Consider the following 13,730-nt stretch of genomic DNA (forward strand, 5'->3'; position numbering starts at 1 on the left):
TCCAGATTTTGTTGAAAGAAGCGGACATCCTTGCCAGCAGACTTAGGATTCCGCTGGGCTGCATTCGGCTCCAATGGGAGAATGTTTCACATCGCTTCCACTTCTGGTTAGGAGTCGGCTTGTCAATATGCCCGCTGTACACCCGGGTGCCGTCCCATGCAAAAAAACCACTGCGGCCGCCCGGAACAGCCGCTTATCTTTATTTCTTTTCCAAAAAGGCTTCCCACAATTCCGTGTCCGAGGTGGTGATGCCTTCCGCTCCGGCTTTCAATGCTTTTTCCACATCTTCCCGCGTACGGATCAACCCGCCTGCAAAAATTGGAATGCCAAGCCGTTCCTTTACTTCGGTGATCATCCATGGCGCTATTCCCGGCAAAACTTCAATATAATCAGGTTTCGTCCGTTCAATTAATTTGTAACTTTTCTCGAGCGCATGCGAATCAATTAAAAACATTCTTTGGATCGAGACGACTCCCTTTTGCTTTGCTTTTTGTATGACATTGGCTTTTGTTGATATCAGCCCGAAAGGTTGATACTCCTGGCATAAATATTCCGTTGCGTAATCATCACTCTTTAGGCCTTGGATCAAGTCCACATGGTAAATCATTTTTTTGCCTTCCGCCTTCGCCATTGCCGCAACGTATTTGAGCTGTGAGATGTGCAGCTCGAGAAAAATCCCGATTTCATAATCACTTTTTAAAAACCTTTCAAACTCCTTCATGTTAACAGAAGCCGGAAGAATTCTTTGAGAAAAGGCCATTTTTTCTCCTCCTTATATTAGTGCAAATTTAGTTTACCACGTACGATGGGCCGGTACGCATTGTGTATATGACAAGATTTTCCCGGCTGTGTGTGAATCGTGTCTTTTGAGGGGACTGTCCCCGGGAATTTTTCATTTTCTGCTGTCATCGTGAAAAAGATGAGTGAATGTTTCACGCAGCTAAAAACAGATGAATCAGACCAAGTGGCTCATTTGGTTGCATAAAAGCCAGCTCTCTTTTTATTCAGTTTAGGCCATTTTCCACGTGTATATTGTATATGATCGGGTTTTAAAAGCAACATATTTTGAAAGAGGGTTTTTTTATAGGTAATTTTGCATCCCCAAAATTGAGTTTTCAAACAAAAACGGTAAAGACATTCATTGAGATTTCTTGATGTAAAGGTGTCTTTACGTAAAAAGATATTTACATTTTTGAATAAACCGGATATACTGTTTGTAAAGATACTCTTACTTTATTGAGGAAAGGAAAAATCATTTAAACTTATACATATCAGGAGATACTCAGCTATGGTTAAAAACAACATTAAGTTACTAAGAAAAGAAATCGGGATAACGCAAGAACAGCTTGCAAAAGAATTAAAAATTACGCGGCAAACAGTCATTACGATTGAAAATCACCGTTATAATCCCAGTCTTGAGCTTGCGCTTAAAATTGCTAAGTTTTTCGGCAAAAATGTAGAAGAAATATTCTTTTTAGAGGAGGGTGAAGACAGTGCCGTCTAATTATAAAAGAAAGCCAATAAATATTTGGTTATGTATTGCTACTGTAATTGTAATTAATATATTTGTTGCTATATTTGAGCATCCCTTCCCAATTTGGTCACTTGTTGGTGATGTAATTGCAATCTTTGGAGTCTGGGAATACAATACGGATTTAAAAAAACAAGAGGACGATGATGAGGTAGTAGAAGATGAACGTACTATGAAAATCGAAAAAAATACAACAGAATATTTCTTTTTTGGGTTATGATCTTTGTAATAGCTGCTTTAGGAGTAATGGCTGTACTTGGTATAAAGTCTGTTTCAATTGAGGATATGATCTTAGCTCTATGCATTCTATTGCTTGGTAGTTTTACTCTTACCAGTTATCTATCCAGAAAAAAATAGGAACCCGGTTACTTAATTGTCAGGCTGGTTATACCAAAAGAAAATAGTAAAAGACAAGCGGTGATACCTTTAGCTTATAAAATTGGAATCGTATCCAATGCTGAAGTATCGGTGCCCCAACACCATACAGAAAGGGGGAATATTGTGATCAATGTAGAAGATGTGATTTCTTATAACTTTAATTTTTTAATCTATATTCATAACGCTTATACCAATTTGGAAAATGAAGGCGATAAGTTTCCTTATCTGCCTCTTGAAAGAGAAGGTTTTATTGATAGGAAGTCTTTCTTAGAAAAGGGTAAAGAGATATGGGGGGAATGTTTGCGTTCTGATATACAGGAAGAAGATATTCAATATTGGCTAGCGGAAAAATTTGATTTTCGAGTTTTATTTTCCAAAAATGATTATGGTGAAAGGAATTATCGATTGTTACGAAAGACATTTAATTCTTGGTTTGGGGAAATCGGATATCGAAGCTTAGAATTGCAGGGAGAAGTATGGGTACCCTATGTTTACGAACAATTGGCTGAAAATAGCAAAAAATATGATTGCGATATTTTTTTGGAAATTATCTTTGATGAGGGGCCTAAAGAGTGGAAAATATATTCTGATCAGCATTACTTTATTACGATCCACGATCATCCAATGAATGGATCTCATATTCTGCTCGATATATTTAAAAATGATTGAAAAATATGAGGTATGATATATTCGTCACACCCCTAAAATTCCGTTCAACCCATATGGATCAAGTAGCTGTATCCAAATTCTTTCCCAGTTCCCAACTGTGTTCGTGCTGCAAGCTACCAAAATAAAGACGTTTAAAACCTGGCAGTATGGGGATGGGAATGGCCGAATTGCCATATCTAATACCCACCATATAAACCGGGATTTGACCGCAAGTATCAATCTTAAAAACGAGGTCATAAGGTTTCTAACCGTAGGAACTTCGGGATTCGCCTGCTCAACAAATATTTAACAAAAAAGAGAGGGGAAATTTTGTGAAAAACTTTGAAGGAATATCTTTTGCGCTCTTCATTTTTTCGGCATTGGTTTATTTAATTTTTATGTTTGGAAATGTAGACTTATTTCCCGGACAAATAATATTAATAATTTTGACTGTGTTCCCTATTGTCGGATTAATTCTTGCCTTTAGTAGCAAAAGTGACGGCTTCATGAAAGTAATTAGCATTATCGGGAATCTTGCTGTTCTAATGATTGCTGTTATTGTGCCGGTCATCGTTACTTCATTTTTTTGGAATCAACCATAGCGAACTGAATTAAAAAGCAACATGGCCAAAACCACGTTGCTTTTTTATTAGCATCGCAAACCACGAGGTTGGAGGGCGCTTGCTGGTGTTTGAAACCGAAAGTGCGTTTATCCAGATTGGGATCCGTTTTCCTTTTAGGCAGAGCACATTAAAACAGAGTCAACAGGTATAAATGAAGAGCTGTCTATTCAATTCCTTGTCAGTATTTGGAATCTCCCATAAAGCAGTGATGGGAATACTTTAGCCAGAAGTTCAACAGATTTACTAAGGTTTCGAGCGTAAAGAGAACCGTCGATAACAAAAGCCGTTACCCGGTCTATAGATGTCAAAGTTTTGTGGCTGTGACTCCATACACGAAATCCCCCGGGCAACTGCCTTGGTGGTCTCAATAAACAAAGCTAAAATAAAGAAAAATCAAGATCAAGCAGACAGTGCCAATTTTTTGCCTGGCTGCAACTTTTTTATAAAATTCTATGATAAGGTGAACAAAGAAATAAAAGGCTAAGATGAAAAAAGAAATATGGACATGATCGAAAGTTGCGAATAAAAGAACCGGTAGAAAGATCAAAAGCCAAATATAAGTACTCCTCCATATTTTAATAAACTTTTCCATAAGTTCCCCCTAAATAAAAAAAGCATCTACGCTTTCTAATATTTCTACATCCAGTCCAAAAACTCCTGCTAAATTCCCTAAACAGTAATGTCTGTTTCGTGACGCCATCACACCTGTAAACGATTTAAAGATTCTCAAGGACCATCCATTTGATTCTCACATCATGAACATTACGAACCATTCTGCATTCTGATTTACTTCCTGGAAAAGATCACGGCCGGCTGATGCGTTTGGCAGCCGGCCGTTGTTATCCTGTTTCTTATTCCTTAACGTATAGCGCCTCAGGCACTTTATCTAAAAGCGGGGTCACCGGACCGTTGCTGACAAGGGCGAGGTGGTGCATTGCCCGCGTTCCGACTGTATATAGCAGGGTGCGTTCTGCTTCATCTTTATACACAGACGCGGAAGCATCGAGCACGATGACGCTGTCAAATTCCAGCCCCTTCGCAAGATAAGACGGGATCAGGATGATGCCTTCCGGAAGATCGCTGTATTCTTTTTCAATAAAGGTCAGATCCAGTTCTTCCCGCAATGTTTCATACGCTTCGGCACACTGTTTCCGTGACTTGCCGATGATCGCAACGGTATTGCTATCTTTTGCGTATTTTTTCGCAAACCGTACAACTTTTGCCAAAGCTTCTTCCTTGCCGCGGGCCACCGTAACAACCGGCAAATCGCCTTCGCGTTCAAACCATTCAATCTTCTCCCCGCCCGCTAAAATTTCTTTCGTAAAGCGGGTGATCTGGGCAGTCGAACGGTAGCTTTTCGTCAAGTATACGACCTGCGCTTTTTCTTCACCGAAAATTTCCTTAATCAGCTCCATCTGCGAACGGCCGCTTGTGCCGAATATGGACTGGTTCAAGTCACCGAGCATCGTAAACTTGCTGTACGGGAACAAATAGCGCAAATAGGCAAGCTGGACCGGCGAATAATCCTGGATTTCATCAATAAACACATATTTGATCGAACTGCTCGTAGCTTTGCCTGTCAAAAGGTCAAAGAGATACAAAAACGGCACGGTATCTTCATAGGGCAACCAGCCTTCACGGAAAGCGGCGCGCGTTTTTACATCAAGCCGTTCTTCCGTACCGGGAACAAATTCTGGTGCGCGCCGTAAAAAATCAAGATACTGGGCACGGATATGGAGATAATGGAACGTTTTAATTTGTTTTCGGATCGAGCTGAAGCGGCGGTTGACAATTTTACGTGCCAGAAATTCTTTCTCATAATTGGACTCGCTGAACGAATCATGGTTCTTGCGCGATTTGCGCTCGGCATATTGATGGGCGGCAAGATAGGCTTCCGTCCCGAGCAGTTCCATTTCTTCTTCGACCCAAGGCTTTTTCCGCTCTTCTTTTGCAATCTGTTCCAGTTCTTTCAGCAGCTTTTTGCTGACAAGCTGAAACCGGTTCGGCAGCGAGTAACTTTTATCATAGGCATAAAACAGCTCAGAAATTCTTTCCTTCGGGATAATCGTCTCGCCTTTAAAACGAATGTCACGGAAAATGATGCCGCCGTTTAAAAGTTTTTCCGCATAATCCCGAACGGCATGGAAAAAGGCAAGGCTGCCTTTGATTTGTGCTTCTTTCCTGTTTTCGGCTTTGCCTTCGAGCGCTTCTTCCATTTGCTCGAGCAGGCTTTCGACTTTTAGCTTTTTGCCAGCGCGTGCCTGGGCAAACTCCAGGAAAGTCGTCTGCTGCATATTATTTTCCCCGAGCTCCGGGAGCACTTTTGACACATAATGATTAAACAGCTGGTTCGGCGAAAATAAAACAATTTGCTCGGAGTTGAGCGAATCGCGGTACCGGTACAGCAAATACGCAATCCGCTGCAGGGCAACCGATGTTTTTCCGCTTCCGGCGGCCCCTTGCACGAACAGAAGATTGCTTGAAACATCACGGATAATCCGGTTCTGCTCTTTCTGAATCGTCGCCACAATATTTTTCATATGGGTGTTTGCGTTTGCCCCAAGCATTTCCTGCAGCATTTCATCGCCGATCGAGATCCCGGTATCAAACATCGCTTCAATATGGCCGCGCCGGATTAAAAACTGCCGTTTCAAATCCATGATGCCTTCGCGCCTGCCGTCCGGCGCCTGGTACGAAACCGGGCCGGGCACCCCGTCATAGTAAATACTGGAAATCGGCGCACGCCAATCGTACACGAGATACTCATCCTCATCCCGGTAGGAAGCAATACCGATGTAGATGGGCTCGGAAGGTTCCCCTTCTTCATGAAAATCGACGCGGGCAAAATACGGCGAATAAATGAGGCGGTCAAGTTTTTTCACGTCTTTTTCCATATGCCCGTAGCTCCGTTCGCGTTCAGCAAGCAGTTCTGCCTGCTGGCGGACGCTCGCCGATGTTTCCACGACATCATCCGGCTCATCGAGGTTCACCGTTACGTCTTCCCAGAACGTATTGCGGATTTCCTGTGCCTCGCCGCGGACAGCCCTTACTTTGGAAAGCAGTGTTTCTTTTTCCTGCTTCATTTTTTCAATTGTATAATCAACGCGTTTTTGTTCCTTTAACCATTCTTCATCATGTGGCATAAAACCGGCCCCTTCCTGACAAGTAAGAGTATAGAAAATTTTTCTTAAAAAAATGAACAAACTATCTTAGCTCTGTTGCCTGCTGTAAAAGTAGTCATCATGCAAATTGGCTTGATGTCAAAACATAAGTTCATTTTATATGGCATGAAGCGGTATACCCCGGCATCCCAACCAGTAGGGAAAAATGTAGCACCGCAAGCAAATAAATTTGACAATGGGATGAGGAGATGCTATAATTAAGATGGTAAAATGTATATTCCCCATCCGTTGCACTCCGCATCTTAGTATACCACGTTTCCGCCTGATTTTCCAATGTCTGGTCTGTTCTCTTTTGCCATTCCATGTTTTTTCCGCTCTGTTGCCTGCCACAAAAAGTAGTACTCATGCCAAATGGGCGCTCGGGGTTGAAGTAAAAATTTAAGTTATTTTATAGAGAAGACCGCATAATCTCTCATCTTGCCATTCTTTTTCTTCATTTCCCTTTTTCAAGCATAAAGTGATGCACGCTGGCAAAACCTATCCGTAATACTGTTTGTTGGAGGTTGCTAACGTGGAAAATCCAGTACTGACCATTGTCGTTCCCTGTTACAACGAAGAGGCTGTTTTATACGAAACGGAACGCCAGCTGACGGAAATGGTGTATTCCTTGATGAACGAAGGCCTGATCAGCCCGAAAAGCAGTATTTTGTTTGTCGATGACGGCAGCCGTGACCAAACATGGCCGATGATCGAGGAAATTGCAAGGAAAAACCGACTTGTCAAAGGATTGAAGCTTTCGCGCAATTTTGGGCACCAAAAAGCACTACTTGCCGGGCTCGAAACAGCAAAAGAAGAGGCTGACTGTGTCATTTCCATCGATGCCGATTTGCAGGATGACATCTCGGTTATGCGCGAATTTCTATTGAAGTTTCACGACGGCTGTGACATTGTGTACGGCGTGCGGAAAAAGCGGGAGAAAGATACCTTTTTTAAAAGAGCGACTGCCCAGGGGTATTACCGGGCAATGAAAAAACTCGGTGTTGATCTCGTATACAATCATGCGGATTACCGGCTGATGAGCAAGCGTGCGCTCGAGGAGCTTTCCCGCTTTCCTGAGCAAAATTTATTTTTGCGCGGTGTGGTGCCGTTAATCGGCTTGCAAACGGCCGAAGTGCTTTACGACCGGAAAGAACGGGCAGCCGGCGAGAGCAAGTATCCGCTCAAAAAAATGCTGGCGTTTGCCTTTGACGGCCTTACTTCTTTTAGTGTGGTGCCGATTCACTTTATTACCCTTGTCGGTTTGTTTACTTTTTTATCAAGCACCATCGCCGGCTTGTATGCACTTTTTGTAAAAATTTCCGGCCATGCGGATGACGGCTGGGCTTCGATTATCATCTCCATTTGGTTTTTAGGCGGCTTTATGTTAATGAGTATGGGGTTAATCGGCGAGTATATTGGTAAAATTTACCAAGAAACAAAAAGGCGTCCGCGCTACACGATTGCGCAGGATGCACAGCAGGAGACAATCAGCCAGCAATTGTTGCGGACACAGCAGGATTCGGCAAAAAGGATTAATTGACAAGCCTGTTGTCGCTTTTTACGTCGTATCAGAAGCGGTGGTTGGCTTGTTCCACCCCGCCGCTTCCTTCTATCTCGCTTTTTTGGGAAGCCGTGTTTTCGTATGCGGCAAAGCACCTCGGTGAACGCGTAAACACGGGCTTCTTTTCTTTCAGGTCATTTTACGAAAAGAGCCGCGAAAACCACAGACCAGCCTGTAAGGACCGGAACGAAACCTAGGCTCCCTCAAGTGCAAAAAAGCGAAAGGCACACATCATCCTTTCGCTTTTCCTGCTTCAAAATGGAATCACGCCAATCACCAATGCCACAATGATCATAACGAGTGCCGATACGCACGCCCATTTTAAGAAAGCACGTTGCAAATCACCAAACTCGGCACCGACCATGCCGACCAGCAGATAGGTGGATGGGACGAGCGGGCTCAGCAAATGGACCGGAAGCCCGAGCAATGATGCCCTGCCAATTGCCTCCGCACTAATGCCGTACGCTGCTGCTGCTTTTGCAACGAGCGGGAGAACGCCGTAATAAAATGCATCATTGGACATGAAAAAGGTAAACGGTGCACTGATGACTGCCGTGATGACGGCAAAATGCGGTCCCCAGGCTGCTGGAACGTGGGTAATCAATGTGTTTGCCATTGCATCAACCATTTTTGTCCCGGACAAAATGCCTGTAAAAATCCCGGCTGCAAAAATCATCCCCACAACCGACATCGCATTTCCAGCATAGGCTGCAACCCTTTCTTTCTGGACATCCATATTCGGATAGTTGACCATCGCCGCAATGGCAAAACCGAGCATAAACAAAACCGCTGTCGGCAGCACTTCCATAATGAGCCCAACAAGCAGCGCAATCGTCAAAAGGCCGTTGAACCAAATGAGTTTCGGGCGCTTTAATTCATTCCCCTCACCGACTGCAACTGCTGCAGCCTGTTCCAAAATTGCTTCATTTTCTGAGCTGATGATCCCCAGCCGTTTTCTTTCTTTACGCCCGAGATAAAAAGCAAGGAGAAAGACAAATAGCAAGCCGCCGATCATAGACGGAATCACCGGCGTGAACAGATCTGACGTCTCGAGGCCGAGCGCGCTCATTGCCCTGGCTGTCGGGCCTCCCCATGGCAGCAGGTTCATCACGCCCGATCCGGAAACGGCAATGCCCGCAAGCACGAGCGGTTTCATGCCGATCCGCTGGTAAAGCGGCAGCATCGCGGATATAGTAATCATATAGGTGGTCGTGCCGTCCCCGTCAAGCGATACCAAAACGGCTAAAACCGCTGTCCCGATCGCAATTTTGAGCGGATCCCCTTTTACGAGTTTTAATATTTGCGAGATCACCGGGTCAAATAACCCCGCGTCGATCATGAGTCCAAAATAAAGAATGGCAAATAAAATCATAATGCCGGTCGGCGCGACGCTTGTAACCCCCTCGATCGCCATCTTCCCGATTCCTTTCCAAAACCCGCCGATAACCGCAAAAATGACCGGCACCAACATCAACGCAATCATGGCGGAAAGCCGCTTCGTCATGATCAAAAACATGAAAACAATAATCATCAAAAAACCCATGAACGCCAACAAAACAGCCACCCCTTCGTTCATTTCTTTCAGTTTACCCAATGAACCAACCATTGTAAGCGTTTTCAACATATTTGGTATAAAATCTATTTTGACTATTTTGTTCATTTTGTTCACGAACAGAAAAGGGGGAAGGGTGCAAAAGCAACATGTGCCCAGTACTCGCTAACGAAGCCGGCCGATCTAATGGTCGGTGAGCCTCGTGCAAGAGCAACACGTACCCAGTACTCCCCAGTATCCCGTCACGGTCCCAACACTTATGGAAAACCCGATTTCCATTTTTTGTAACCCTCGTTTTCACAACCTGCCGTACAGGCGTTTAAACAAGATAATATTTCCGCTCCGGCCTGCCGACGATGCCGTATTCGACTTCTGCTCTGCACGTCCGGATGGAAACCAGGTATTCCAAATAGCGGCGGGCGGTTGTCCGGGAGGCGCCGATTTTTTCAGCGACCTGTTCGGCGGACTGCCCCTGGTCCGGAATTAGCACTGCTTTTACTTTGCTCAGCGTAATCGCATCAATTCCTTTCGGCAGCTCCGTTTCCTGCGTCCCCGCTTCCCGGCGTGGCGACCCGAACAGCGAATCAACCCAGGCCTGATCCACCGTACCCGCTGTTTCCAGGAGGCGCTTTTTATCCAGATACTTTTCGACCGCCTCCTTAAACTGCTTAAGTGAAACCGGCTTGATTAAATAGTGTTCCACCCCATAATGAAGCGCCTTTTCGATAAAATCCTTTTCCGCAGCGGCTGTAATCATCATAATATCGAGATGCGGCGACAATGCCCGCAGGTCAGGAAGTAGATCAACACCGAGCCGGTCGGGAAAATATACATCCAGAAGCAAAAAATCCGGAGACTTTTCCTCCACAAGCGCCAGCGTTTCTTTTGCATTCAAGGCTTTGCCAACCACTTCGAAACAAGGGAACTCCGCCAGAAATTTTTCATGGACAAGCGCCACGCGGAAATCATCCTCGGCGATCACCGCTTTTATTGTTTTCAACTGTCGACACCCTCCCTTTTCGGCAAATAAACCGTAAAAACCGTTCCTTCCCCGGGGTGGCTGTGGACTTCAATAAAACCCCCGAGTTCGGACACAGCATGAGCGGCATTGGATAAGCCAAACCCTCTGTTCGTTTCTTTTGTTTTTGTTGAAAAACCCCTTTCAAATATATGTGCGAGGACCGCTTCTTCCATGCCAGGCCCGTTATCGCTGATTTCAAATACAATGTCATCCCCCATATCTGTCGCAAAAAACAAGACAGTCGGGTGATCGGTTTTCCCTGCTGCTTCAAAAGCATTGTCGAGCAGATTGCCAAGCATGACAATCAGCCGCATCACATCGATTTGCTTTGGCAACCTTTCTAAAGAACTGTTCGGATCAATATCAAAATGAATCTTTTTTTCGGATGCTTTGCCAAGTTTGCCGAGCAAAACCGCCTGGACTTTCATGTCTTTTATCTTCTCAAAAACACGGGCGTGCTGGTTTTTCAAAGATGCCGTCTCTTCCCTGATAAATTCAATTGCGTCTTCATAAGCCCCAAGCTGCAACAGCCCGGAAAGGACATGCAGCTTATTTGCGTATTCATGGGACTGGGCCCGCAAATCTTCCGAGTATTGGCGGACTTCGCTCAATGTATTGGCCATTCGTTCAATTTCCGAACGGTCGCGAAAAGAAGCAACCGCCCCCTGCACTTTCCCTCGTTCATTCAGAATCGGAGTACTGTTTACAATGAGCGTCCGGTCTTTCCATACCATTTCCCGGTCCTTTTGCGGCTTGCCGGATTTTAACACGGCGTAAAAAATGGAAGCCGGTATCAGCTTGTCAATCTTTGTACGCCTGACCGATCCGTCAATATGCAGCATTTTTTTCGCTGGCTGATTCATGGTAGTGACAAACCCTTCCCGGTCAACAGCAATAATCCCTTCTTTAACCGCATGTAAAATGGCCCGCTTTTCTTTGTAAAGCGACGCGATTTCGAACGGTTCAAGCCCCATTGTGTCTTTACGGATATCCCGGGCAAGCAGCACGCTTCCGATGATTGCCCCGAAAAAAGCAAGCAGTGCGACGCCAGCCACTTTCATCATGTGGATGTTGGTCTGCCGGTTCACATCACTTAACATGAACCCGACCGACACGATACCAATAATGTTTCCGTCCCGGTCGCGTACCGGTGTTTTCCCTCTTAATGACGGGCCAAGTGATCCTTTTGCGCTTGAGATATAGGATTCCCCTTTCAAAATGGCCCGTTCATTGTCCCCGCCAACCATCTTTTTGCCAATCCGGCCCGGGAGCGGATGGGAGTAGCGGATCCCTTCCCTGTTGCCGACAACGATAAACTCGGCGCCGGTTTCTTTGCGGATTTTTTCCGCAAGCGGCTGGATCGTTTTAGATGGGTCCTTGCTTTGGAAAGCACGCACAACAGCCGGCATTGCCGCCACCGTTTTCGCAATATTTAACGCCAGGCGCCCTTCCTGTTGTTCGATTTGGCGCTGCTCCAGCACCATAAAATAACCGGAAAGCGCGCCGATGATCAAAAAAGACAAAAGCAGCACAAGCCCCAGTATTTTTGTCTGCAATGAAACCTTTCTTTTACGCATCCCCATCCCCCGCCAAACAGGATTTATCTCCATTTTACATGATTTTTGGAAATGTTGCGGCGACAATGGCATGATGCGCTAAACCGCGTTCCCAATCCAAGCAAAATAAAAGCCGCCGGGAATGTCCCGGCAGCCTGGAAAGTGGCGGATATACCCGCTCTTTTCTTCTATTATTTAGCTGCAGCCTGTTCGTAAACCCCATCTTCGTACGGCTGGCCGTAAGCATGTTCGCCGTGCAACGTGATATCAAGGCCTCTTTTTTCCGCTTCTTCATCAACACGGATCGGCATAAACAATTGGATCGCTTTGATGATAATAAAGGAGGCAATACCGACGAAAATATAGGTGGACACAATGGCGACGAGCTGTTTCCAGACGAGCGACGGATCACCGTAGAACAAACCGTTCGCGCCGGCGGAATTGACCGCTTTAGAGGCGAACAGGCCGGTTGCAATGCCGCCCCATGTGCCGCCGATGCCGTGAATGCCGAATGCATCCAGCGTATCATCATAGCCGAGTTTCGATTTCAAATACGTGACGCCCCAGAAGCAGACGATGCCGCCAACCAGGCCGATCAGAATCGAAGCCATTGGCGTTACAAACCCTGCTGCCGGTGTGATCGCTACAAGCCCTGCAATGCCGCCCGAGATCGCGCCTGACAATGTCGGCTTTTTATTGACAATCCATTCCACCGCGGCCCAGCCGATTAACCCGCAAGCCGCCGCAGTATTGGTATTGATGAAAGCATACATGGCAACTTCATTTAACGATAAGGCACTTCCGACGTTAAATCCGAACCACCCGAGCCAAAGGAGACTGCCGCCGATCAGGACAAGCATTAAGTTATGCCGTCCGGTCTCGGATTCTTTCCGTTTTCCGAGCACAAGCGCGAGGATGAGGGCCGCCACGCCGGAAGAAATATGAACCACATTGCCGCCTGCAAAGTCGAGTGCGCCAAGGTTGCGGATCCAGCCGCCAACGCCCCATACCCAGTGGGCAACAGGCGCATAGACGAGCACGCACCATAAGGAAATGAAAATCAAGTATGCCGAAAACCGCATCCGTCCGACAAAACCGCCTGAAATAATGGCAATGGTTAAAACCGCAAACGTCATTTGGAACATCATGAATAAGTTATGCGGAATCGTCGCACTGTAATCTGCATTCGGTTTAAACGTGACATCGTGCAACCCCGCCCAGCTTAAATCGCCGAGAATCGCGTTGCCGCCGGTTGAAAACGCCAGCGAATAACCAACAAGAATCCATAATACCGATACAATCCCAAGCGAACCGAAGCTGTACATCGCGGTGCTTAAAACGTTTTTGCTTTTCACCATCCCCCCGTAAAACAGCGCAATCGCAGGTGTCATGACCCAAACAAGCGCCGTCGATACAAACATAAAGACCGAATCTGCAGGAACCATTTGCCTCTTCCTTTCTGATGTTAGATTTTATAACGCATCTTTGTTATATAAATTATCATATGTGATGTCAGCCATTTTTTCAATACTTTTTCGTTAATTTTTTTAAAATTTTTATATTTGTTGTCAGGTTTTCTTACATACCGATCAGAACGCGCTTTCAAATTTTAAACGAAAAGGACTGTTTTCCTCATGCAAGCTTTTAAAATGATTGGCGCATCCTAAAATGTGGTACAATCTGTCTGTAAAACTCCAAA

At 45.4% G+C, this 13,730-nt stretch carries 11 protein-coding genes; 5 read left to right on the forward strand and 6 right to left on the reverse strand.

From position 1 onward, the window contains the following. Positions 1-199: 199 nt before the first annotated feature. Positions 200-760 carry a glycerol-3-phosphate responsive antiterminator gene (locus BCOA_RS21840; RefSeq protein ID WP_014096283.1) on the reverse strand — a complete coding sequence of 187 codons (561 nt, stop codon included), beginning with the start codon at positions 758-760 and terminating at the stop codon, positions 200-202. 528 nt (positions 761-1,288) lie between these two features. On the opposite strand from BCOA_RS21840, the gene BCOA_RS21845 reads away from it, so the two are divergent. From BCOA_RS21845 to BCOA_RS21860, 4 genes are all read left to right on the forward strand, one after another. After that, a complete protein-coding gene (locus BCOA_RS21845; protein ID WP_014096284.1) occupies positions 1,289-1,504 on the forward strand; it encodes a helix-turn-helix transcriptional regulator in 216 nt (71 codons plus the stop codon). Next, on the forward strand, positions 1,494-1,751 hold the full coding sequence (locus tag BCOA_RS21850; RefSeq protein ID WP_014096285.1) for a hypothetical protein: 258 nt from the start codon (positions 1,494-1,496) through the stop codon (positions 1,749-1,751). The genes BCOA_RS21845 and BCOA_RS21850 overlap by 11 nt, the downstream gene beginning before the upstream one ends. Positions 1,752-2,032: 281 nt before the next feature. After that, positions 2,033-2,578, forward strand: coding sequence for a hypothetical protein (locus BCOA_RS21855; protein WP_014096287.1), 546 nt, complete (start codon positions 2,033-2,035; stop codon positions 2,576-2,578). Positions 2,579-2,889: 311 nt separating this feature from the next. Beyond that, positions 2,890-3,159 (forward strand): hypothetical protein, encoded by a 270-nt coding sequence (locus BCOA_RS21860; protein ID WP_014096288.1) that lies wholly within the window; start codon positions 2,890-2,892, stop codon positions 3,157-3,159. Between the two features lie 872 nt (positions 3,160-4,031). Here BCOA_RS21860 and helD read toward each other — a convergent pair. Then, the gene (helD, locus tag BCOA_RS21870; protein WP_014096290.1) at positions 4,032-6,323 is read right to left on the reverse strand and encodes an RNA polymerase recycling motor HelD; all 2,292 of its coding nucleotides are present in this window, start codon (positions 6,321-6,323) and stop codon (positions 4,032-4,034) included. A gap of 550 nt (positions 6,324-6,873) precedes the next feature. Between helD and BCOA_RS21875 the strand changes: the two genes are divergently transcribed. Beyond that, positions 6,874-7,881: a glycosyltransferase family 2 protein gene (locus tag BCOA_RS21875; protein ID WP_014096291.1), complete on the forward strand. Its 1,008-nt coding sequence runs from the start codon at positions 6,874-6,876 to the stop codon at positions 7,879-7,881. Between the two features lie 274 nt (positions 7,882-8,155). Here the strand turns inward: BCOA_RS21875 and BCOA_RS21880 are convergent, their stop codons facing one another. The 4 genes from BCOA_RS21880 to BCOA_RS21895 form a co-directional block, all read right to left on the reverse strand. Continuing rightward, positions 8,156-9,457, reverse strand: a complete 1,302-nt coding sequence (locus BCOA_RS21880) for a CitMHS family transporter (RefSeq protein WP_035189148.1) — start codon at positions 9,455-9,457, stop codon at positions 8,156-8,158. Positions 9,458-9,773: 316 nt separating this feature from the next. Beyond that, entirely contained in the window at positions 9,774-10,454 is a 681-nt protein-coding gene (locus BCOA_RS21885; RefSeq protein ID WP_014096293.1) for a response regulator, read from the reverse strand. After that, positions 10,451-12,052 carry an ATP-binding protein gene (locus BCOA_RS21890; protein ID WP_014096294.1) on the reverse strand — a complete coding sequence of 534 codons (1,602 nt, stop codon included), beginning with the start codon at positions 12,050-12,052 and terminating at the stop codon, positions 10,451-10,453. Before BCOA_RS21890 ends, BCOA_RS21885 begins: the two co-directional genes overlap by 4 nt. Positions 12,053-12,222: 170 nt before the next feature. After that, positions 12,223-13,476, reverse strand: a complete 1,254-nt coding sequence (locus BCOA_RS21895) for an ammonium transporter (protein WP_014096295.1) — start codon at positions 13,474-13,476, stop codon at positions 12,223-12,225. Positions 13,477-13,730: the final 254 nt, after the last annotated feature.

Origin of the sequence: Heyndrickxia coagulans 36D1 (assembly GCF_000169195.2) — a bacterium.
In the GTDB taxonomy this organism is placed as follows: domain Bacteria; phylum Bacillota; class Bacilli; order Bacillales; family Bacillaceae_C; genus Weizmannia; species Weizmannia faecalis.

Excerpts from the sequence above, each read along its gene's own strand:
- BCOA_RS21840 (WP_014096283.1), bottom strand. The coding sequence starts at position 760 with ATGGCCTTTTCTCAAAGAATTCTTCCGGCTTCTGTTAACATGAAGGAG.
- BCOA_RS21890 (WP_014096294.1), bottom strand. The coding sequence starts at position 12,052 with ATGCGTAAAAGAAAGGTTTCATTGCAGACAAAAATACTGGGGCTTGTG.
- BCOA_RS21895 (WP_014096295.1), bottom strand. The coding sequence starts at position 13,476 with ATGGTTCCTGCAGATTCGGTCTTTATGTTTGTATCGACGGCGCTTGTT.
- BCOA_RS21845 (WP_014096284.1), top strand. The coding sequence starts at position 1,289 with ATGGTTAAAAACAACATTAAGTTACTAAGAAAAGAAATCGGGATAACG.
- helD (WP_014096290.1), bottom strand. The coding sequence starts at position 6,323 with ATGCCACATGATGAAGAATGGTTAAAGGAACAAAAACGCGTTGATTAT.